21 protein-coding genes and 1 other annotated feature are annotated in these 19,779 nt (G+C 44.7%); of the genes, 19 read left to right on the top strand and 2 right to left on the bottom strand.

Annotated elements, in window-relative coordinates:
• The first annotated feature begins 91 nt into the window (after positions 1 to 91).
• The 7 genes from MNQ98_RS10905 to MNQ98_RS10935 all read left to right on the top strand — a co-directional run bounded on the left by MNQ98_RS10905 (position 92) and on the right by MNQ98_RS10935 (position 7,061).
• Positions 92 to 436, top strand: a complete 345-nt coding sequence (locus tag MNQ98_RS10905) for an N-acetylmuramoyl-L-alanine amidase (RefSeq protein WP_241933186.1) — start codon at positions 92 to 94, stop codon at positions 434 to 436.
• 20 nt (positions 437 to 456) lie between these two features.
• Positions 457 to 1,212 (top strand): pseudouridine synthase, encoded by a 756-nt coding sequence (locus MNQ98_RS10910; RefSeq protein ID WP_208914582.1) that lies wholly within the window; start codon positions 457 to 459, stop codon positions 1,210 to 1,212.
• Between the two features lie 127 nt (positions 1,213 to 1,339).
• Positions 1,340 to 1,867 (top strand): redoxin domain-containing protein, encoded by a 528-nt coding sequence (locus MNQ98_RS10915; protein WP_241933187.1) that lies wholly within the window; start codon positions 1,340 to 1,342, stop codon positions 1,865 to 1,867.
• A complete protein-coding gene (locus MNQ98_RS10920) occupies positions 1,864 to 3,558 on the top strand; it encodes a cytochrome c biogenesis protein ResB (protein ID WP_241933188.1) in 1,695 nt (564 codons plus the stop codon). Before MNQ98_RS10915 ends, MNQ98_RS10920 begins: the two co-directional genes overlap by 4 nt.
• Positions 3,555 to 4,808, top strand: coding sequence for a c-type cytochrome biogenesis protein CcsB (ccsB, locus tag MNQ98_RS10925; protein WP_241933189.1), 1,254 nt, complete (start codon positions 3,555 to 3,557; stop codon positions 4,806 to 4,808). Before MNQ98_RS10920 ends, ccsB begins: the two co-directional genes overlap by 4 nt.
• Positions 4,809 to 4,913: 105 nt before the next feature.
• The gene (locus MNQ98_RS10930; protein ID WP_241933190.1) at positions 4,914 to 5,630 is read left to right on the top strand and encodes a response regulator transcription factor; all 717 of its coding nucleotides are present in this window, start codon (positions 4,914 to 4,916) and stop codon (positions 5,628 to 5,630) included.
• On the top strand, positions 5,631 to 7,061 hold the full coding sequence (locus MNQ98_RS10935; protein WP_241933191.1) for an ATP-binding protein: 1,431 nt from the start codon (positions 5,631 to 5,633) through the stop codon (positions 7,059 to 7,061).
• A 190-nt stretch (positions 7,062 to 7,251) separates the two neighbouring features.
• Here the strand turns inward: MNQ98_RS10935 and serA are convergent, their stop codons facing one another.
• On the bottom strand, positions 7,252 to 8,844 hold the full coding sequence (gene serA / locus MNQ98_RS10940; RefSeq protein WP_241933192.1) for a phosphoglycerate dehydrogenase: 1,593 nt from the start codon (positions 8,842 to 8,844) through the stop codon (positions 7,252 to 7,254).
• Positions 8,845 to 9,007: 163 nt separating this feature from the next.
• Positions 9,008 to 9,234, bottom strand: a binding site (T-box leader).
• Positions 9,235 to 9,464: 230 nt separating this feature from the next.
• On the opposite strand from serA, the gene MNQ98_RS10945 reads away from it, so the two are divergent.
• Genes MNQ98_RS10945 through MNQ98_RS10955 form a run of 3 tightly spaced genes read left to right on the top strand, consistent with a single transcriptional unit; the run spans position 9,465 to position 11,213 of the window.
• Positions 9,465 to 10,064: a CPBP family intramembrane glutamic endopeptidase gene (locus MNQ98_RS10945; RefSeq protein WP_241933193.1), complete on the top strand. Its 600-nt coding sequence runs from the start codon at positions 9,465 to 9,467 to the stop codon at positions 10,062 to 10,064.
• On the top strand, positions 10,051 to 10,401 hold the full coding sequence (locus tag MNQ98_RS10950) for a hypothetical protein (RefSeq protein ID WP_241933194.1): 351 nt from the start codon (positions 10,051 to 10,053) through the stop codon (positions 10,399 to 10,401). Before MNQ98_RS10945 ends, MNQ98_RS10950 begins: the two co-directional genes overlap by 14 nt.
• Positions 10,398 to 11,213: a metallophosphoesterase gene (locus tag MNQ98_RS10955; RefSeq protein WP_241933195.1), complete on the top strand. Its 816-nt coding sequence runs from the start codon at positions 10,398 to 10,400 to the stop codon at positions 11,211 to 11,213. The genes MNQ98_RS10950 and MNQ98_RS10955 overlap by 4 nt, the downstream gene beginning before the upstream one ends.
• A gap of 54 nt (positions 11,214 to 11,267) precedes the next feature.
• Here the strand turns inward: MNQ98_RS10955 and MNQ98_RS10960 are convergent, their stop codons facing one another.
• Positions 11,268 to 12,173 carry a polysaccharide deacetylase family protein gene (locus tag MNQ98_RS10960; RefSeq protein WP_241933196.1) on the bottom strand — a complete coding sequence of 302 codons (906 nt, stop codon included), beginning with the start codon at positions 12,171 to 12,173 and terminating at the stop codon, positions 11,268 to 11,270.
• 93 nt (positions 12,174 to 12,266) lie between these two features.
• On the opposite strand from MNQ98_RS10960, the gene MNQ98_RS10965 reads away from it, so the two are divergent.
• From MNQ98_RS10965 to rpsA, 9 genes are all read left to right on the top strand, one after another.
• Positions 12,267 to 12,644, top strand: a complete 378-nt coding sequence (locus tag MNQ98_RS10965; protein ID WP_241933197.1) for a hypothetical protein — start codon at positions 12,267 to 12,269, stop codon at positions 12,642 to 12,644.
• A 194-nt stretch (positions 12,645 to 12,838) separates the two neighbouring features.
• Entirely contained in the window at positions 12,839 to 13,450 is a 612-nt protein-coding gene (locus MNQ98_RS10970; RefSeq protein WP_241933198.1) for a genetic competence negative regulator, read from the top strand.
• A 61-nt stretch (positions 13,451 to 13,511) separates the two neighbouring features.
• On the top strand, positions 13,512 to 14,207 hold the full coding sequence (gene prsW / locus MNQ98_RS10975) for a glutamic-type intramembrane protease PrsW (RefSeq protein WP_241933199.1): 696 nt from the start codon (positions 13,512 to 13,514) through the stop codon (positions 14,205 to 14,207).
• 314 nt (positions 14,208 to 14,521) lie between these two features.
• The gene (ypeB, locus tag MNQ98_RS10980) at positions 14,522 to 15,874 is read left to right on the top strand and encodes a germination protein YpeB (RefSeq protein ID WP_241933200.1); all 1,353 of its coding nucleotides are present in this window, start codon (positions 14,522 to 14,524) and stop codon (positions 15,872 to 15,874) included.
• A gap of 153 nt (positions 15,875 to 16,027) precedes the next feature.
• The gene (locus MNQ98_RS10985) at positions 16,028 to 16,681 is read left to right on the top strand and encodes a flagellar brake protein (RefSeq protein WP_241933201.1); all 654 of its coding nucleotides are present in this window, start codon (positions 16,028 to 16,030) and stop codon (positions 16,679 to 16,681) included.
• Positions 16,682 to 16,739: 58 nt separating this feature from the next.
• Positions 16,740 to 16,997 carry a hypothetical protein gene (locus MNQ98_RS10990; RefSeq protein ID WP_241933202.1) on the top strand — a complete coding sequence of 86 codons (258 nt, stop codon included), beginning with the start codon at positions 16,740 to 16,742 and terminating at the stop codon, positions 16,995 to 16,997.
• 79 nt (positions 16,998 to 17,076) lie between these two features.
• Positions 17,077 to 17,772 (top strand): (d)CMP kinase, encoded by a 696-nt coding sequence (gene cmk / locus MNQ98_RS10995; protein WP_241933898.1) that lies wholly within the window; start codon positions 17,077 to 17,079, stop codon positions 17,770 to 17,772.
• A 3-nt stretch (positions 17,773 to 17,775) separates the two neighbouring features.
• A complete protein-coding gene (locus MNQ98_RS11000) occupies positions 17,776 to 18,366 on the top strand; it encodes a lysophospholipid acyltransferase family protein (protein ID WP_241933203.1) in 591 nt (196 codons plus the stop codon).
• A gap of 124 nt (positions 18,367 to 18,490) precedes the next feature.
• Positions 18,491 to 19,714, top strand: coding sequence for a 30S ribosomal protein S1 (rpsA, locus tag MNQ98_RS11005; protein WP_241933204.1), 1,224 nt, complete (start codon positions 18,491 to 18,493; stop codon positions 19,712 to 19,714).
• Positions 19,715 to 19,779: the final 65 nt, after the last annotated feature.

The following is a 19,779-nucleotide window of genomic DNA, read 5'->3' on the forward strand; positions in this document are numbered from 1 at the left end:
GCTTGTGTTGTTATAGGGATGAATGTCCATATCCTCAGCTCGGATGCCATCATATACTGATACATTCAGAAAGGCATAATGAGGTGATGATATGGAATTTGAAGGTTTTGTCATACACCACTCTGCTTGTGAACAGGATCATAATAAAGAGAGATGGGATTTTACTGTTCAAAGAGATGGGTCTGTCTCCGTTTCGCCTGTGCTTAAACATTCTGAGCAAATACACATTTGCCTGGAAGGTGATTTCAACCGAGATTATGATGCCATGAATATCGAGCAAAAGATGCAGCTTTTTACTGCCTGCAAGATCATTTCGGATTTGTCACGGCTCTATTCGATTTCCCCGCTATACTTGTTTCCGCACTCTGAAACTTGCCCCGGAGCATATTTTCCTTGGAATGCGCTTGTGATTTATCCTGTCGATGGGTATCATTAGAATGAGGTGACCTAACGAACATGGAGAGATTACAAAAAATTATGGCACAAGCAGGGATAGCATCCCGTCGCAAGTGCGAGGAATTGATTTTGCAAGGAAAGGTGCAGGTAAACGGGGAGACCGTAACCGCGCTCGGCACGAAAGCGGATCCCGATCAAGATATGATCACGGTAGCAGGCAAACCGATCAAGAATGAGAAAAAGGTTTATATCATGCTGAACAAACCAAAAGGTGTCATCACGAGCGCTTCCGATCCGGAAGGCCGCAAAATCGTGTCGGATTATCTTAAGGGCGTGAAAGAACGCGTGTATCCGATCGGGCGGCTAGACTATGATACGGAAGGCCTTTTGCTGCTTACGAACGATGGAGAATTTGCAAATTTGCTCAGCCATCCGAAGTATCATGTGCCTAAAACCTACTTGGCTACGGTCAAAGGGGTACCGCACGGAACTGAACTGGACAAGCTGCGTCAGGGAGTGATGTTGGAAGACGGCATGACGTCGCCCGCAGAGGTTGAGTATAAGGATGTTGATCCGGATAATAAACAGTCCGTCATTTCCATTACGATACATGAAGGGCGCAACCGTCAGGTACGCCGTATGTTCGAAGCGATATCACATCCGGTTATTCGTCTAAAACGGATTTCGTATGGCGACTTACTACTGCAAAACCTGAAGCGAGGCCTATACCGTCATCTGACAGCGGACGAAATCAACACGCTGCGGCAGATGGCAAAGTCGGCCAAACCGGAAGGAAGCCAGAGAAGAAAAAGTTAAAACCTGACACATAATATTCAAATTGGAATGCAGCATTTATGACAAATATCGTTATAATTGTTCATAGGATGTTCACACCTGTTGCGAACGATATGATGAATGTCATAGAAAGGATGCTGCTTCTCAAATGGGCGAATCAAAAAAAACGGTTCAAATCATCATACTGTTGGTTATTGTTCTTTTGGGTGCTTATGCTGTGGCTACCGTTGTTATGGGTAATGATGGAATTCCCAAGGAGGGCGACAAGGCTCCTAACTTTCAGCTGTTAGGACTCGATGGAAAAGTGCATACCTTGAAGGACTATGACGGCAAAGCTAAAGTCATTAACTTCTGGGGAACGTACTGTCCGCCTTGTGTGAGAGAAATGCCTGCCCTCCAGGCCCAGCGGGAAAAATGGTTGAGTCAGGGAGTCGAAGTTATAGGTATAAATGCTGGGGAAGACAAAATGACAGTGGAAAATTTTGTTAATCAAACCGGTGTGAAATTCCCCATACTGATGGATCCGAACCGTGAGGCCGTAGGGGACTATAAAGTTGGCGCTATGCCGGCAACTTATTTTGTGTCGTCTAAAGGCGAAATCGTTAACATTACGATCGGAGAGCTGGACTTGAGCACCCTTGATAAACAAATTGAACAGTTGGTGAATGCTAAATGAGCTTGGGATCAAAGCCTTTAATTACGAACACCAAATGTGAATGTGGACATCAGAATCCGCCAGGTACTGTGTTGTGCGAAGCCTGCGGAAAGCCGTTGACCGAGGAAGCGAATGCTCAACCGATTTTGGAAATGCGGTATGACGGTGTGGCGCGCCGTTCACAAAAGTCAAATCCGGGAGTCATAGACCGGGTCTGGAACTTTTTTTCGTCCGTCAAAGTTGCTATCTACTTGATTATTATGACGCTGGTCGGTTCCATGCTGGGTACAATCTATCCACAGGAAAGTTCGTTTCTGAACATCGACCCGTCTGTCTATTACAAGCAAGAGTATGGACAATTAGGACATATTTATTATTTGCTTGGTCTTTCCCATACATATACGTCTTGGTGGTTTGTGCTGCTGCTGGTGATGATCGGTGCTTCTCTCGTCATTTGCAGCATAGACCGGGTTTTGCCGCTTTATAAAGCACTGAGCCGGCAGAAGATACCGAAACATATGTCTTTCCTTACCCGTCAAAAGGTAACTTATCAGACACAGGTGTCCGGAGACGGAGCGGAATGGGTAGAGCGCGTTAAGCCTCTTATCCACAAAAGAGGGTACCGTGTCCGTACCGACGGAGGCACACTGCTGGCGGAGAAGCAGCGTTTCAGCCGTTGGGGACCGTACGTTCTTCATATCGGTCTGATTGTATTTCTTCTGGCTGTGCTTGCAAGAGGCTTGCCTGGAATGCATATGGACGTCCATATCGGGTTTCCTGAGGGCGAAGCGAAAAAAATTCCGGATACGAGCTATTATTTGAAAAATGATGATTTCTCCGTGGAATTTTATACAGAAGACGATATGCCTGATGAGTTCAAAGGGAAGGGCAAAGTGTTACCTAAGGAATTTGAAACGAAGGCCATTCTTTATATGTGTGAAACCGACTGTGATGATCTTACCAAAGAGCCTCAGCTGAAGGAAGTCGCCCGTCACACGATTCATGTAAACGATCCACTGAATTATAACGGACTCAGGGCATACCAGTATGACTATGACTTGACTCCGGTTCTTCGCTCCGTATCTCCAGTGCTTCTAAATACGAAGACGGGTGAAGAGTATGGAAAGTTTAATCTGAACATTAGAGATCCGGAGCGAGAATATAAGGTTGGACCGTATACACTCAAGCTAAAATATAAATATTCGGACTTCGGCTTGAACGACAAAGGTGAACCTGCAAATTTGTCATCCAATCCGAATGCCCCGGCGTTTTTGTTCCAGATTCATGGACCTGATCTGCCAGAGAGCGGAATTCAGTATTTTTACTTCCCGAAACAAATAGATAAAGAACGTTTCCAACAAGATGCACTTAATAGTCAGTTAGCTGGAGGAACGATGCCTCTCAACTTAGATGTGAAAAGCATGGAGGATGTCGATTTATCCGAATCCATCACCTACTTGAACGTACGTATTGATAGAGTGATGCCGTTTATCTGGATTGGAGCCGCAATAGGCATGCTAGGTCTGATCATGGGCTTCTATTTTCAGCATCGCCGGATATGGCTGCGTATCGATAACGGAGTACTGACCTTGGGAGCGCATACGAATAAGAACTGGTTCGTATTGCGTCGGGAAATATCGGCAGTACTCAAGCAAATGGACATCGAAGTGGATGAGAAGTCATTGGAGAATAACAGGGGGAGTAAACCATGAGTCTAGTGGATTTTAGCAGCGACGCTTTTATTGTTGCGTTTTTACTTTATTGTTTGTCGTTTACTTTTTACGGCATGGCCGTATTGGGAAAGCGTTTTAGAAAAAGAGATCCAGAGGCCCACGTAACGAAATGGGGCAAGATTGCGTTCGTTACAGCTTCCATAGGCCTGATTTGCCATCTGGTTTACTTCTTTACCCGTTGGGCGGGATCAGGTCATGTACCTGTGAGTAATATGTATGAATTCATGACGTTCCTATCGATGGCGATCATGATTGCATTTCTGGTATTGTTTTTTCTTTATAAAAAATCGATGCTCGGTTTGTTTGCACTGCCGCTCGTCATTCTGATTATGGCATATGCTGCCGTGTTTCCGCAGGAAGTGCAGCCGCTTATTCCTTCTTTGCAGTCCTATTGGCTGGGCATTCATGTTACTTTGGCTGCGCTCGGTGATGCATTCTTCGCTGTAGGTTTTGTTGCGGGTTTAATGTATCTGCTAAGAACGGTCAATTTTAACGAAAAGGACAAACAATCACGCCGAGAGCAGCGTTGGCTTGAATTGTGCATGTTTGCCATTGTTGTTCTGCTTGGCTTTATCGTATCGGTATACAGCTTCCGGGCTGCAGGTTATCATGCCGAGTTTAACCAGACAAATATTGACCCTGCGACAGAAACTAGTACAATAGTAAAAGTGGATTATGATATGCCTCCACTGGTTGCACCATACAACAGTGAGACGATTAGCATGCAGCCATTCCTTGGGATGAAATCCCCGCTGTTTGAAGCACCTTCATGGATGCACGGCATTAATGCGGGTCGTAAGTTTAATACTGTAGTGTGGTCGGTAGTTAGCGGGATTATCTTATACGGGCTGTTAAGGCTTGTCATTCGCAGACCAATTGCCAAGGTGATTCAACCGGTACTGAACAAGCTGGATCCGGATGATCTGGACGAAATCAGTTACCGTGCCATCGCAATCGGTTTCCCGATCTTTACTCTCGGCGGTCTTATATTTGCAATGATTTGGGCTGATATCGCGTGGGGACGTTTTTGGGGCTGGGATCCGAAAGAGGTATGGGCTCTCATTACGTGGCTCTTCTACAGTGTATATTTGCACCTGCGTCTCTCCAAAGGATGGCAGGGCAAGAAATCTTCGTGGCTTACCGTAATCGGCTTCATAGTTGTTATGTTTACACTGGTTGGCGTCAATTTGATTATTGCAGGCCTCCATTCCTATGCCGGAACGGATTAATATGTTAATGTAATACAGATTGTGATAATAATTCAGAAGGGTCCTCGATTGAGATGGATGAGGACCGTTCTGATTTTCCCTATGATGATGAAGGAGTTGTTACCGATGACAGAGCATGGAAATCGCATCTTGGTGGTAGACGATGAAGAACGTATTAGGCGCTTACTGAAAATGTATCTTGAAAAAGAAGGATATGAAATCGATGAAGCTGAGGATGGAGAAACAGCTCTTCGGAAGGCGACCAACGAAGATTACGGTCTGGTTCTGCTGGATGTCATGCTGCCCGGCATAGACGGCGTTGAGGTATGTTCTCGTCTGCGCCAGGTGAAATCCACCCCGATTCTGATGCTGACGGCAAAAGGCGAAGAAATCAATCGTGTTCAGGGCTTTGAAGTTGGAGCAGACGACTATGTTGTGAAACCATTCAGCCCTCGAGAGGTTATTTATCGGGTTAAAGCGATTTTGCGCCGTTCATCAGCGACAGCTTATTTGTCAAAAGAAACAAACCCAAGCAATAGCATCGTATTTCCTCATCTTGTGATTGAGCATGATGCCCATCGTGTTACTGCCGGGGGACAGGAAATTAGTTTGACGCCGAAAGAATATGAATTATTACATTATTTGGCTTCTTCGCCGGATAAGGTGTTTTCTCGTGAAGAATTGCTAAAGGATGTTTGGAATTATGAATTTTTTGGAGATCTCCGTACAGTAGACACTCACGTCAAGCGTCTGCGTGAGAAGCTTAACAAGGTATCAGCAGAAGCTGCAGCGATGATTACGACAGTATGGGGAGTAGGTTACAAACTGGAGGTTCCCAAGTAAGTGAACTTCTGGAGATCACTCGTCGGCAAGCTGTGGATTACGATTACATGTCTTGTTGCCTGTGTCCTGCTGACACTAGGACTGTTTCTGCTTCCTTATATTGATACCGTATTTACAAATTCCGAAGATATCAAAAGGTTATTTACGTATGCGTCGATTATCGGTTTTTCGATGACGACCTTCTTTGGGTTGTTTCTTCTTACTAAGATCACACAGCCGATGCAGAAGCTGATTCAGGCAGCTAATGCGATCCGTAAGGGTAAGTATGGAACGCGGCTGGATCTTGTCACCAGTGATGAGATTGGCGAACTGGCCAACACCTTCAATCACATGGCCGCTGAACTGGAAACAACGATTCGGAGTCTGAACCATGAAAAGGAGCATTTGGCTAGTGTGCTGCGCAGTATGAGCGATGCAGTGATTACTTTTGATAATAATGGTGATGTTATTTTGGTGAATCCACCCGGTCAGGATATCATGAAAACCTGGCAGGGTCTGCAATGGGATGAAGACCTAGAAGGGGGCGGATGGGCTGCCGATGTCATGCCTGAGCCGCTTAGCGCTTTGTTCTACAAAACCATGCAAGAAGGCAAAGACCAAAGTACAGACCTGCATGTAAAGCAAGGAGTTTGGGAAGCCCACATGGCACCTCTTTACTCGGATGATGTGATTCGTGGTGCTGTTGTAGTTCTGCGCAATATCACAGAGCAGGTGAAGCTGGAGAAGATGCGTACCGACTTTATCGCGAACGTCTCCCATGAAATCCGTACTCCGCTGTCGATGATGCAGGGTTACAGTGAAGCGCTCCTGGACGGTATGGCGACTTCTCCGGAGGAGAGTGAAGAACTGATTCAGGTTATTCATGAAGAGTCGCTTCGTATGGGAAGGTTAGTAAAAGACCTACTGGATCTAACGAGAATGGAGGCTGGTCATTCGGAGCTACTCTGTCGCCAAATGGATGCCGGTGATCTGTGTGAGCGAGTGTACCGGAAATTTGCGGTTCGGGCAAAAGAACGGGATATCGAGTTGCGTTTAGACAAATTGCACCCTGATCTGACTTTAGATTCTGCGGATGAAGACAAGCTGGAACAAGTGTTGACGAATCTGTTGGATAACGCTTTCCGTCACACACCAGAAGGCAAGGTTATCCGTATTACAGCAGACCGGGTGCATCTGCAGTCCGGCGTTGCTCTCAAAATCGTAATTTCCGATCAGGGGGTAGGGATACCTTCTGAAGATGTTCCATTTGTGTTTGACCGGTTTTATAAAGCAGATAAAGCCCGTGTACGTGGAGAATCTGTAGGTACTGGAATCGGACTTGCTATTGTAAAAAATATTGTAGAATCGCATAAAGGTGCGATATCCGTCAACAGTGTGGTTGGAGAAGGAACTGAATTTACCCTCTTTATTCCGGCGGAATTGGTAAAATAACATCATTTATTTACAAAAAACAAAAAACACTCTCGAATACGAGGGTGTTTTTTGTTGAACGATAAACATTAATCTTGTTCTACGTGGAACAAAGGACACACTTTGAGACTTGATGGAATAATCATATTAAAGCCCCCGTTACAGGCAATAAGCTGGTGTTAGTACCTGGTCCCGGGGGCCTTACAGTTCATTAAGTAAGTACGATTTCTTGTGCGGTATTCAGATCGTGAAGCCCAGTAAGTTTTACAAGAACGTCCTTTGGTACATCTTTATCAACAGTGATGAACATGATAGCTTCCCCGCCGATTACTTTACGGCCAACCTGCATAGAAGCGATATTGACGTTGTTTTCACCAAGGAGAGTACCAACTCGTCCGATAATACCTGGCTTATCATTGTGGGAAATCAAAATTTGATGTCCCTCCGGCGCAATATCAACTGGGAATTTATCAAGACGCACGATACGCTCGCCATAACCATGCAGCAATGTGCCGGCAACCAGGCGCTCGCCTCCGTTTTGCGTTTTCAACGTGACGGTCACCAGATTGGTGAAGCCTTTAGTTTTTGGTGTCTGAGATACGACAACGTGTAGATCGCGGCTCTTCGCAAGGTGCATTGCATTAACGATGTTTACTTCACTGCCGAGATGGCGTTCAAGCACGCCTTTTACGATGTAGCGGGTCAGAGCTTGATTGTCCACTTCGGCAAGTTCACCAGCGTAGTCCACATGAATTTCATTAACCGCATGCGCAGTAATCTGAGCAGCGGCGCTCCCAAGTTTTTCCCCGAGAGGGAAGTAAGGTTGCAGCTTGCTCATTACACTTGCTGCTACGAGAGGGAAGTTAACTGCATTTTTAAACGGTTCGTTCCGCAAGATATTCAGTACCTGTTCGGATACATCGATAGCCACGTTCTCCTGTGCTTCAACAGTGGACGCACCTAAATGAGGAGTAACAATGACTTTAGGATGTTTCAAGAACGGGTGATCTGGTTGTGGAGGCTCATGTTCGAATACATCGAATGCAGCACCAGCTACAATGCCCTCGTCAATGGCTTCAACAAGCGCCAGCTCGTTGATGATTCCACCACGTGCACAGTTCACGATACGCATACCTGGTTTCATGACTTCAAACTGCGGTCTTGCAATCATGTGTCTTGTTTCTGGAGTAAGTGGCGTATGGACGGTAATGAAATCCGCATTGCGGATAATGGCGTCAACGGATGCTAGTTTTACCTCCAATTTATCTGCACGCTCTTCAGTCAGAAACGGATCAAATGCAAGAATATTCATACCGAAAGCTTTGGCTCGTTTGGCAACTTCACTGCCGATACGTCCCATTCCCATTACACCGAGGGTCTTGTTACGAAGTTCTACCCCTAAGAATGATTTACGGTCCCATGTGCCGGATACAGTCTTGGCATAAGCCTGCGGAATATGACGGGCTAAAGCAATCATCATAGCGAAAGTATGTTCAGCTGTGGTGATCGTGTTGCCGTCAGGTGCATTGATGACTACAATACCGCGCTTAGTGGCAGCTTCCAAATCGATGTTATCCACCCCGACGCCGGCACGGCCTACTACTTTAAGTTTAGTGCCTGCATTCATAATTCGTTCTGTGACACGAGTCTGGCTTCTGACTAGAAGTCCGTCATACTCACCGATGATGGCAGTGAGCTCATCTTCCGTGAGCCCTGTTTTTTTGTCTACCTGCACATCGGGTGCATCCATCAGCTGCTGGATACCCAAGTCGCTAATCGGATCCGATACCAATACTTTAAACATGGTTTCTCTTCCTCCTCAGTACTCTCTAATGTAATGTGCTGCTAAATATGAATAAGGATTACGCAAAGTGCGTATATCCGTTAAACCCAGGCTCGTGCGACGCGGTGATGCAGCAAAGAAAAAAGTCCATAAAAAAACTCTCGATCCGCATACTACCTCCGTAGTAAGGGACGAGAGTTATTCGTGGTACCACCCTTATTCACTGCCATGACAGGCAGCCTCAAACGGCCTTTTCAGGCCATGATTGGTAACGGATATCATCCGATTACGCCTACTGAAATTCAGCGAAATATCTCAGGATCGCTCAAGCACACTTTTCGTCGCCGATTTGCACCTACCATCGGCTCTCTGGAGACGTATGAAGCGTCTTTTTTCCATCATCGGTTTTAGTCGATTAATTTTTTCATAATGTATCATGTGTCTTGAATCGTGTCAATAGGTATTTGTGAGTGCAACGAAAGGTATGATAAGTGTCCCTGAAAGGCTCGCGCCTTGTAATACGGGCGTTTTATTTGCTATGATGCTTATGCCCACCTAATTTTCGACTGCTCTATATATCTCGTATTTTCGACACACATGTTATTAATTATTTTAACAACAATAAAGATAGGCAGGCTATCATGAAAAAATTCAAAATCAAAATCAAAAAAATTGAGCCGCATCAATTAAACGATCGGCTGCTGCTGATTAATTTATATTTAACTCAGGGGTTAACACTTATCGTCGGCTTAATCTGGATATTGTTTCAGGACCGAAATCCTTTTCAATTGCTTGCTCTGCCTTCAAACGGTCAGTTTGCCCTGTGGGGTCTGGGGCTTGCATTGTCGATGTTTCTGATCGATATGGTTCTGTCCAGAATTGTGCCGGAAAACAGCATGGATGACGGTGGAATTAATGAAATGCTGTTTAGAAAAAGGCCAGTGTGGCATATCGTAATCATTGCTTTTATAGTATCTGTGTGTGAAGAGCTTCTGTTCCGTGGAGCGATTCAACATGCTTTTGGTCCTTACTGGACCAGTATTTTGTTTGCCCTCATACATGTACGTTACTTAAAACACTGGATTCCGACAGGTTGGGTGTTTTTGAGCAGTTATGGGCTAGGGTATATTTATATCGAATCAGGCACACTTTGGGCCCCGATTATTTGTCATTTTGCCATTGATTTAATATCAGGAATGGTGATTCGTTTTCGGAGGAAAGAAGATAATGAACGAGCTTAGCAGAATGGAACGACATCAGAGCCGACACAAAGGCCGGAAAAAAAATAAAGCGGCTGCAAGATCCCAACATAAAGCGGGAATGGAACACGCTCCCTACGCTTCCGAAGGAAGCGAGGAAATAGAGGGACTGAGCAGAACAAGATCAGCTAAATTAAGGGGTAATGATGCTTCTCCAGAGGAGGAAGTCCCACCTTCGAGAACAAGTACATACCCCTCACAACGGGTAAGAATGAGCAAGTGGTTTGTCAATACACTAATCGTACTTTTTATCCTATTGATGGCCGGTCTGCTCATCTGGGGGCTAATCGGTGCACCGCCGCTGGAGGAAATACTTTGATTGTATGGTTAAGTATAGCAGCAGGGGCTATTGCCCTTGGTACATTTGGCTGGATGAGCATAGAAGCTTACGGTTACAGAGTATGGAAAGAAACCGTGGGATCAGATATGCTTCCCGCTTCATTCCAAAACTACCGGATTTTGTTTATGTCCGATATTCACCGTCGAAAGCTTTCAGCGAAGAGGCTTCAAACACTGAATTTAAAACCTGACTGCATCTTACTAGGTGGAGATATTACGGAGAAGGGTGTTCCTTGGAACCGAGTCCGCCATAATCTTGAAGTTTTGTCCCGGATAGCGCCTGTTTATGCGGTTCTCGGTAATCATGATCTAAAGGCAGGAAGGCAGTCCATCGAAGAGCTGCTGAACGATACCGGTACCTCTTTATTGAAAGATAGGACCCTGATGCTGGATAAAAATGGTGAATCCATCGCATTGAGCGGTATAATGCAACCTGCAACACGTAAACATCCCTATAGCTCGTTTAAGGGGTGTCCGAAAAAAGGACAGTATCATATCATATTGGTCCATGATCCAATCTGGATTCAAGAAAAGACAAATATTTCTGCCAATTTGATCTTATCCGGACACACTCATGGCGGACAAATCATTCTTCCGCTGCTAGGAGCTGTACGTCTGGAAGGGTTTTACAAGAAATACAGTGCAGGCTGGTACAATTTTCCTTCTACAGCTTCTTCGCTTCATTCCAATGTACGGTTGCTGATCAGCCGGGGATTTGGCACTTCTCATATTCCTTTTCGTTTAGGATGTCCGTCCGAATTTCATCTTATCACACTGCAAAAAAAGCCTTGATCCTATGTGGGAGGATTCAAGGCTTATATTTTTATATAGACCGTCCGTATGAGATTACCTCATCTTTGGCTCAATGTTTCGTGGATCCACGAAGCTATAACCTTTTTTCTCCAGCTTGGTTAGAAGGGTATCCAGTGCTTCTACGGTCCAAGGAAGCTCATGCATGAGAATATTGCTTCCGGGATGAAGCTGTTCCATAACGTTATTAATGACCGCATCAGGGTTGTTTTTGCTTTTACTTTCCCAGTCCAGGGAACCGTTAGACCAGGTCATGAAGAGCAGGTTATTATCTTTTGCGATTTTTTTGACATCATCTCCACCGGAGCCGAATGGAGGTCGGAAAAATTTCGGTTTCTCTCCGATGGTCTTCATGACGATTTTTTGTACATCCTCAATTTGTTTTTTTGTTTCCTGAAAGTTCTGCTTTCTCAGATCGATATGGTCCCAACTATGATTGCCGATAATCTGACCTCGGTCATGTATCAGCTTCAAAAGCTCAGGATTTTGTTTTACACGATAGCCATTGACGAAAAAGATGGCTTTAGCATCATGCTTATCCAGAGTATCGATAAGATTATTAATCATCGTTTTATCCTTAGGTCCATCATCGAAAGTCAACAGAACAACCTTTTTCTCGGTTACCTCGTCATTAGGCACAATATTGTATACCTTGTTCATGTGATATTGAGGTTGTACAGGTGATTGCTCCTTCTGATTTTTATCAGTCTCACCTTCATTTTTGTCCGTTGGATCTGTTGTAGTTGCTTCGTTAGGGTTCGGATCCTTGTTCGGTGCCTCGACAGTATTCTGGCTTTCATTCGGAGTCTCATTACTTTGGTTCATTGTCGATTCGTTGCCGGCAGGCATCTTAGGAGGTTGATGATGATTTTCTTCTTTTGATCCACAAGCGCTAAGCAATAAGCTGGCTGCAAGTAGCAGCGCCGTTGTCTTTTTAACCATGATTCCATCTCACTTTCCTGTATTTATGCCGCATGAGTTTTTACCAATCCGTGAACACTAGTCATGAGTTTATCATAGAAGGAGGTAATATTTGTGAAGACTTCGTCATTTCTATACGGAGCTATTTTCGGTGCTGCAGCTTACCGTATGATCTCCCGTAATCGCAATATGTCATTCGCCTCAATGTTAAAGGGAGCAAATCTTAGCAATCTGGCTGGTACTGCGAAAGAAAAGATGATGAATTGTAATTCAAATCAGGGCAGTGGACGCCAAGAAAGCGTGCGTCCCAGTCCAGGCGGATCTGATTCATCCAGTTATTCCTCGGGAAATCAGCATGGGGTACAGGCATCGACTAATTCGAAGGCAACTAACCTGAAGCAGGTCAAAGACTTCATCCGTAGTAATCCTGACATCAAGCATGAAGTTGAACAAATTCTTAAAGAAACACATACGGTCATACCGGGTTTGTAAACAATACGGCCGAATTCGAATCATTCCGGGGAATGTGTGGTCCCTTGGAATGATTCTTTTTTTACAGGTACATATTTACGTGCATTTGTGGATATTAAATGATAAAATCAAAAGTATAAAACCATTTTTAGCACGTCATTATCCAAAAATCATAAGTTGTTATAACTTTTTGTTTCACAGAGGAGGATCCTGTCATGAAAATAGAGCGCTTGAGTCAAGATAAGATACGGATTTTCCTCACGTTTGACGATCTGAGTGAGCGTGGGATCCAGAAGGAAGAAATGTGGCAGGAAATACCCAAAGTGTATGACCTGTTTACTGAAATGATGGATCAAGCATACAGTGAGCTCGGATTTGATGCCACAGGCCCATTAGCCGTTGAAGTGTTCGCTCTGCCGGCTCAAGGGATGGTGGTTATTGTAACGAGAGGAAAGTACGATCATCATTTTGGCGGCTTGTCGGAAGATGAAATGCCTGATGAGATTTATGAAATGGAAGTAACTTTGGAACAAAGCGGCAGCATCGTATATGCTTTTAGCGATTTCGAGGTGCTTATTGAAGCCGCCCATATGTTGAAGGATTTAGTCGACGGGGCTGGCACGCTCTATCACTATTTGGATAAATGGTTTTTATGGATGGATCCCGAGCAGTTAAACAGTGAGAAACAGGCTGCAATTATCGCTTTGTTGGCCGAATTCGGGAATTCATCTCCGGTAACAGAAGCTGTGTTGGAGGAATATGGAAAAGTTGTTATGCCTCAGCAAGCGGTACAAACGATCTGCAACCATTTTCCGCGCAGCAAATAATGCAATGTGGGCATGCGAGACGGCCGGACTACAGGCCCGCAACTAACGGAGGGGAAATTCGGTGCTGGTGTTCTCGATCATAGCGTCTGCTTTGGCGCCGGGTCTCGCCTTGCTCACATATTTTTACCTGAAGGATAGGTATGATCAGGAACCGCTGCATATCGTCGTTAAAATATTTTTGCTCGGATTTCTAATCGTATTTCCCGTTATGATATTGCAGCGGGGAATGATATTATGGTTTGGCGATAACCCGGTGGTCAATTCTCTGATCATTTCAGCGGGTGTGGAAGAGTTTTTGAAATGGTTTGTGTTATATCATCTTATTTTTAACCATATAGAGTTTGATGAACCGTACGACGGCATTCTCTATGCGACAGCAATTTCATTGGGTTTTGCTACAGTGGAGAACGTCATGTATGCGTGGTACAGTCAGGCTGCTTTCGGTCCAATGATGATTCGTGCTTTGCTGCCGGTGTCAGGACATGCAATGTTTGGTGTCATAATGGGGTATTACATTGGACATGCAAAGTTCACCGATGGAAAGTCAAGTAGGGGTTTTCTGCTTCTTTCCCTGCTGCTACCTTGGATGTGGCATGGACTTTACGACTTAATCCTCAGTATGATGACTCATTACTGGTTATGGTTTATTATCCCATTAATGGTTCTTCTGTGGTACGGAGGAATGGGTAAAATATCACGGGCAAATAACCGATCACCTTTCCGCATGATTAAGCGGGATGAAGAGGTTAAAACCTAACAATTAAGGACACACTTCATCGTATGGCCTCCGGCTGTGAGCCGGGGAATGGACGATGGAGGTGTCTTTTTTGTTGCGTGTTAAAGTGAAAATTCGCTGCAAAGAGTGTGGAGAGAGATTTGTACTGCGGGGTAGGAAAGAGCATGGACGTATCGAGACGGGATTTAAACAATGCCTGTGCAATAATAAGAATCGGTTTGAGATCGAGGAAGATTTCTGAATTCGTAAGATTTATGTTTTATAGATAATGAATAAGACTTCTTACTTCTAGTCAAACTAACGGCAGTGAATAGAAGAAAGGAGACTTTAGCCACATGTATAAAAGAATAAGTGCCGTATTATTCCCTGTAGTTACAATTCTGCTTATCGGCTCACTAGTGTGGGGGAACCAGGTTAAGGGGGAACGTGATGCCATTGCGATTAATGCGGAGAACCAATATCAGCGGGCTTTCCATGATCTGTCTTTTCATATGGACCGTATTCATTCGGAAATCGGTAACACGTTGGCGGTTAACTCAGCTTCTCAGGGAATGCACCGTAAAGGGTTGATGAACGTATGGCGCATTACTAGTGAAGCTCAGAGCGAGATCAGCCAGCTGCCTCTTACGATGCTGCCATTCAGCAAGACGGATGAGTTTCTATCCAGAATTGCGAACTTCTCTTACAAAACGGGTGTCCGTGACATGACAAAAGAACCGCTTTCAGAGAATGAGGTGAAAACGTTAAAGACGCTTTACACCAATTCCGGTGAAATTACAAAGGATCTTCAGAAAGTGCAGAATTCCGTCATCGCGAAAAATCTACGTTGGTTGGACGTTGACACCGCCTTGTCAAAACAAAAGGGACATGCGGACCATACCATTATTGACGGGTTCAAAAGCGTTAACAAAAAGGTGGAAACATACCCTGAGCTTGATTGGGGTCCATCCGTAAGCAGTATGTATCAACAACGTTCTGTGAAAATGCTCTCTGGAATGCCTGTGACGGAGGAGGATATTACTCGAAAAGCACTTAAGTTTGCTGATGCAGGTAATAACGCGAGCTGTCAGGTAACCGAAAACGGTAAAGGAACGGATTGGGAGTCCTATACCGCAAAAGTACAATCTCCTAATGGGAAACCGCTGAGTATGGATTTCACGCGTAATGGCGGTCTGCTCACTTCCTACACAGACGAGCGCGAGGTTGGAGCGAAGAAAGTTTCAGTTGAGGATGCCATGAACAAGGCTGATCAATTTCTTGCAAATAAAGGATACCGGAATATGAAGGCAGTCTCCGCCGACCCTTACGATAATCTCGTGAACTTCACTTTTGTTCGTGAACAGGATGGAGTGCTAATTTATCCGGAAAAAATGACAGTTAGATCTGCTTTGGATAATGGCGAAGTTGTCGGTTTTCAAGCAAGTGATTTCGTCTATGAGCATAAAGATAACCGAGAAATACCAGAAGCAAAGATAGATCTTGCTGAAGCCAGAAAGACATTGAATACAGATTTCAAAGAGCTTTACAACCGCAAAGCTCTGATCAAAAATGATCGGAACGAGGATACACTTTGCTATGAGATTGGCGGAAGGATTAACGGATCTCAATATCGATTGTATATAAATGCGGATACCGGATTGGAAGAAACGGTGGAAGTTGTCAAAGATGCACAAGCTGGCATAAGTTAAATGGAGTTAAAAGAATCAGGCCATCCGAGAATCATTCTTGGTGGCCTGTTTGGTGTTTGGTTCGACCCCTTAAATTAAGAATTTATTCTTCACCGCCAATCGCACATGTTATAATAAATTTTGTTGATATTATCCAGGTAGAAGGTGAAAGGTTTGTATCCTAAAGTTAATGAAGTGCTGTACATTCAGATTGATACCGGGGACGAGAAAGAAGCCAGTCATGTGTACAAATCGAGAATTTCTGAAATTCATGATGACTTTATTTATATGGAGGTCCCATTACAGGAGAGAACAGGCCGTTTGAAAAAATTGTACATGGGGGACGAGTTGTCCATATACTTTTTGACTGAAGGTGGAGTGAAGAACTTTTTTAACTCCTATGTATTGGGTTTTCATGAGGATGTAATTCGTATGGTGCGAATCCGAAAACCTGATCCGGAAGAAATCACGAAAATTCAAAGACGCAGTTTCCTCCGGGTCCAGGCTGAGCTGGAGATTGCTGTAAGTTACAATGACGGCAGACGTTTTTTATCCAAAACCGAGGACGTTGGCGGTGGAGGCGTTTCATTTTATGTCGAATCTGATCAAAAGCTTAGAGAGGGCGACTTGTTATCCTGTTGGCTGCTTGTCCCGTACAAGAACGGTTTTTTGGAGCATGTGCCATTTGAAAGTGAAGTGGTTAGAGTGAAAAAACTTCCGAATACAAGAAGCCTGATTATGCTCAAGTTTAACAGTATTGTAGATATGGAAAGGCAGAAGCTAATACGCTTTTGCTTTGAAAGACAGTTTGATTTTAGAAATCGCTAGAATAAATTAGAACCCGTAGCGGCACGCTAACCTGAAAAAGGTAAAGGTGGTGCCCAAAATGACGGGTCCTGACGATAAAAATTTCAGCACAGGAGAAGAACTTTTTAATTACGCGAACTATCTGGGTCAACTGGTACTGAAGAGTCTCCCCTGGCTGGGAATCATGGTGCTGATCGTCCAGCTTCTGCTGCATATTGACTCTGTCAGACCGTTTCTATCCTCCGTGTATCGAATGGAAGGAGTACCGGTCGACACCCGAAATGTAAAGGATTGGATGGATGAAAAAAAGCCTTCTTTTTTGCATCACTCTAGTTAGTGTGGTATAATTTTCACGTCGCAGGCAATGCCTGCTTTTTTCTTGAGGCTCATGTTTGAGGAGGAATGCCCCGTTGATTATGCAGGGGACTGGTCAGATTGACAGAATAAATATTGCCATTGATGGACCTGCAGGGGCAGGCAAAAGCACGATTGCCCGTATGGTGGCGAACAGGCTTCAGTACATCTATGTTGATACGGGAGCTATGTATCGGGCAGTGACGTGGTTTATGCTGAATGAAGGAATTTCGTCAGAAAATTACGGAAAAGTGCTTCAGATGTCACAAAATATGGTAATTGAATTAAAACCGCATGAAAATGGACAGGTGGTTCTGCTGAACGGGGAGGATGTAACGCCTTACATCCGGTCGCACCAGGTCAGCTCGGTAGTGTCCCAATATGCGCAGATTGAAGGACTTCGCACCCAGTTGGTTCATCTCCAAAGACAAATGGCTTTGCGTAAAGGCGTCGTAATGGATGGACGCGATATTGGAACAACGGTTTTGCCAGATGCCGAAGTCAAAATTTTCATGACGGCCAGTGTCAAGGAACGAGCTCTCCGCCGGTTTAAAGAATTGGGTGAAACGGAAGGAGTATCACTGGAACAACTTGAAATGGATATCGCAAAACGTGACCGCCTTGACGAGGAACGTGAGGTGTCGCCGCTGCGCTGTGCCGAGGACGCAATCGTTCTGGACACGACACAGATGACTATTCATCAGGTTGTCGATACGATACTTTCTTACTGTATATCTCAAATGGATGGGGAGAAATAAGACATGATTTATGTGTTCTGCAGAGCGGTGGTTCGCGGTTTGTTCGCCGTGCTTTACCGGTTTGAGTCCGTCGGTGTACATAACATTCCTGCGGAGGGCGGAGTACTGATCTGTGCCAATCATATCAGCCTAAGGGATCCGATCTCGGTAGGTATTCATGTGAAGCGGCAGGTCAAATTTATGGCCAAGGCTGAGCTGTTTAAGATTCCGGTGTTTGGCTGGTTAGTTACGCAGCTTGGAGCATTCCCGGTGAAACGGGGCGGCGTAAGCAAAGATTCGATTAAGACATCACTGAAGATTCTCCGCAATGGCGAAGTGATGGGTATATTCCCTGAAGGCACTCGTAACTCTGATGCGGAAGCAGCTAAACGTGGTGCAGCAAGCTTTGCACTGCGCAGTGGTGCTACGGTCGTACCAGCAGCCATCGTAGGGGAATATAAGCTTTTCCGAAAGACAAAGATTATTTACGGGGCGCCTATTGATTTGTCTGCTTACAAAGATGACAAATCACCTGAGGCCTTGAATGAAGCTACTGCACTTATTATGCAAAGTATTACTGAGATGCGGGCTACAGAGAAGCCGACCGTGAATTGATGTTTTTACCGTTTCATGTATAAAATACATGAATAAGATGGAAAGCTATTACAGCAATTATGTTTTGAACTTCGCGTATATGCGGGTTTAAATAAATGGGGTTTGAATTGAGGAGGTTATTGACATGTCGGAAGAAACAAAAAATCAAGAGGCTGTTGAAACACAAAGCCAAGATCAGCTGGACCAAATCGTATCCTTGAAAAAAGGGGACACCGTGAAAGGGACGATCGTCAAACTGGAGGACAACCAAGCTTATGTAAGCATTGGATATAAATATGACGGCGTAATTCCTGTTCGCGAGTTGTCTGCTGTTCAGCTGGACAACGCATCTGATGCGGTTCAGGTAGGCCAAGAAGTGGAGTGCAAGGTTGTCAGCATTAATGATGACAAGGAAAGCCTTGTTCTTTCTAAACGCGCGATTGATACGGAAATCGCTTGGGAGTCACTTGAGAAGCATTTTGCTGATCAAGATGCCATTGAAGTCGTAGTTGCTGATGTAGTTAAGGGTGGACTCGTAGTAGATGTGGGTGCACGCGGTTTTATCCCGGCTTCTATGGTTGAGCGTCATTTCGTTGAAGATTTCAGCGACTACAAAGGTCGTACGCTCCGCGTAAAAGTTAAAGAACTGGACCGTGAGAACAACAAAGTTATCCTTTCCCAAAAGGATGTTCTTGAAGAAGAGTTTGAAGCAAACAAACAAAAAGTAATGGCTGACCTTAAAGAAGGTCAAGTGCTGGAGGGAACTGTTCAGCGTTTGACTCAGTTTGGCGCATTCGTAGATGTAGGTGGCGTGGACGGTCTGGTCCATGTATCCGAAATCGCTTGGAGCCATGTTGAGAAGCCATCCGATGCTCTATCCGAAGGAGATAAAGTAACGGTTAAAGTTCTGAAGGTTGATCCTGAAAAAGGGAAAATCAGCCTCAGCATTAAAGCTGCTCAACAAGGTCCTTGGGAAACGGCTGCAGACAAGTTCAACACAGGTGACATAGTTACTGGTGAAGTAAGACGTCTGGTTAACTTTGGTGCATTTGTAGAATTGGCTCCGGGTGTTGAAGGTTTGGTGCACATTTCTCAAATTTCCCATAAACACATCGGTACTCCACAGGAAGTTCTGAAAGAAGGCCAAGAGGTTCAGGTTAAGATTCTGGACATTAACGTGGATGAGAAGCGTGTTAGCCTGAGCATTAAGGAAACGGAAGAAGCGCCTGCGTCATCTCCAAGACCTGAAAAACAGTCCAAAGGCCCTAAAATTGACCTGAAAGACAATCCGAATGTATCCTTGAACAATCAAGGTATGAGCGTAACACTTGGAGAACGTTTCGGCGACAAATTGAGTAAATTCAAGTAAGTCGGGAAAAAATGACCGGTCAACAGACCTATCATAATTTAGTCGGCGGACCCAGTATTGGGTTC

It is taken from the genome of Paenibacillus sp. N3/727, from assembly GCF_022637315.1.
Lineage (GTDB): Bacteria > Bacillota > Bacilli > Paenibacillales > Paenibacillaceae > Paenibacillus_AQ > Paenibacillus_AQ uliginis.

Bases quoted from the DNA above. Each gene is read 5' to 3' on its own strand.
- MNQ98_RS10915 (WP_241933187.1), top strand. From the start codon at position 1,340: ATGGGCGAATCAAAAAAAACGGTTCAAATCATCATACTGTTGGTTATT.
- MNQ98_RS10945 (WP_241933193.1), top strand. From the start codon at position 9,465: ATGAAAAAATTCAAAATCAAAATCAAAAAAATTGAGCCGCATCAATTA.
- MNQ98_RS10960 (WP_241933196.1), bottom strand. From the start codon at position 12,173: ATGGTTAAAAAGACAACGGCGCTGCTACTTGCAGCCAGCTTATTGCTT.
- cmk (WP_241933898.1), top strand. From the start codon at position 17,077: ATGCAGGGGACTGGTCAGATTGACAGAATAAATATTGCCATTGATGGA.
- MNQ98_RS10950 (WP_241933194.1), top strand. From the start codon at position 10,051: ATGAACGAGCTTAGCAGAATGGAACGACATCAGAGCCGACACAAAGGC.
- ypeB (WP_241933200.1), top strand. From the start codon at position 14,522: ATGTATAAAAGAATAAGTGCCGTATTATTCCCTGTAGTTACAATTCTG.
- MNQ98_RS10930 (WP_241933190.1), top strand. From the start codon at position 4,914: ATGACAGAGCATGGAAATCGCATCTTGGTGGTAGACGATGAAGAACGT.
- rpsA (WP_241933204.1), top strand. From the start codon at position 18,491: ATGTCGGAAGAAACAAAAAATCAAGAGGCTGTTGAAACACAAAGCCAA.
- MNQ98_RS10990 (WP_241933202.1), top strand. From the start codon at position 16,740: ATGACGGGTCCTGACGATAAAAATTTCAGCACAGGAGAAGAACTTTTT.
- MNQ98_RS10920 (WP_241933188.1), top strand. From the start codon at position 1,864: ATGAGCTTGGGATCAAAGCCTTTAATTACGAACACCAAATGTGAATGT.
- ccsB (WP_241933189.1), top strand. From the start codon at position 3,555: ATGAGTCTAGTGGATTTTAGCAGCGACGCTTTTATTGTTGCGTTTTTA.
- MNQ98_RS11000 (WP_241933203.1), top strand. From the start codon at position 17,776: ATGATTTATGTGTTCTGCAGAGCGGTGGTTCGCGGTTTGTTCGCCGTG.
- MNQ98_RS10910 (WP_208914582.1), top strand. From the start codon at position 457: ATGGAGAGATTACAAAAAATTATGGCACAAGCAGGGATAGCATCCCGT.
- MNQ98_RS10905 (WP_241933186.1), top strand. From the start codon at position 92: ATGGAATTTGAAGGTTTTGTCATACACCACTCTGCTTGTGAACAGGAT.
- serA (WP_241933192.1), bottom strand. From the start codon at position 8,844: ATGTTTAAAGTATTGGTATCGGATCCGATTAGCGACTTGGGTATCCAG.
- MNQ98_RS10970 (WP_241933198.1), top strand. From the start codon at position 12,839: ATGAAAATAGAGCGCTTGAGTCAAGATAAGATACGGATTTTCCTCACG.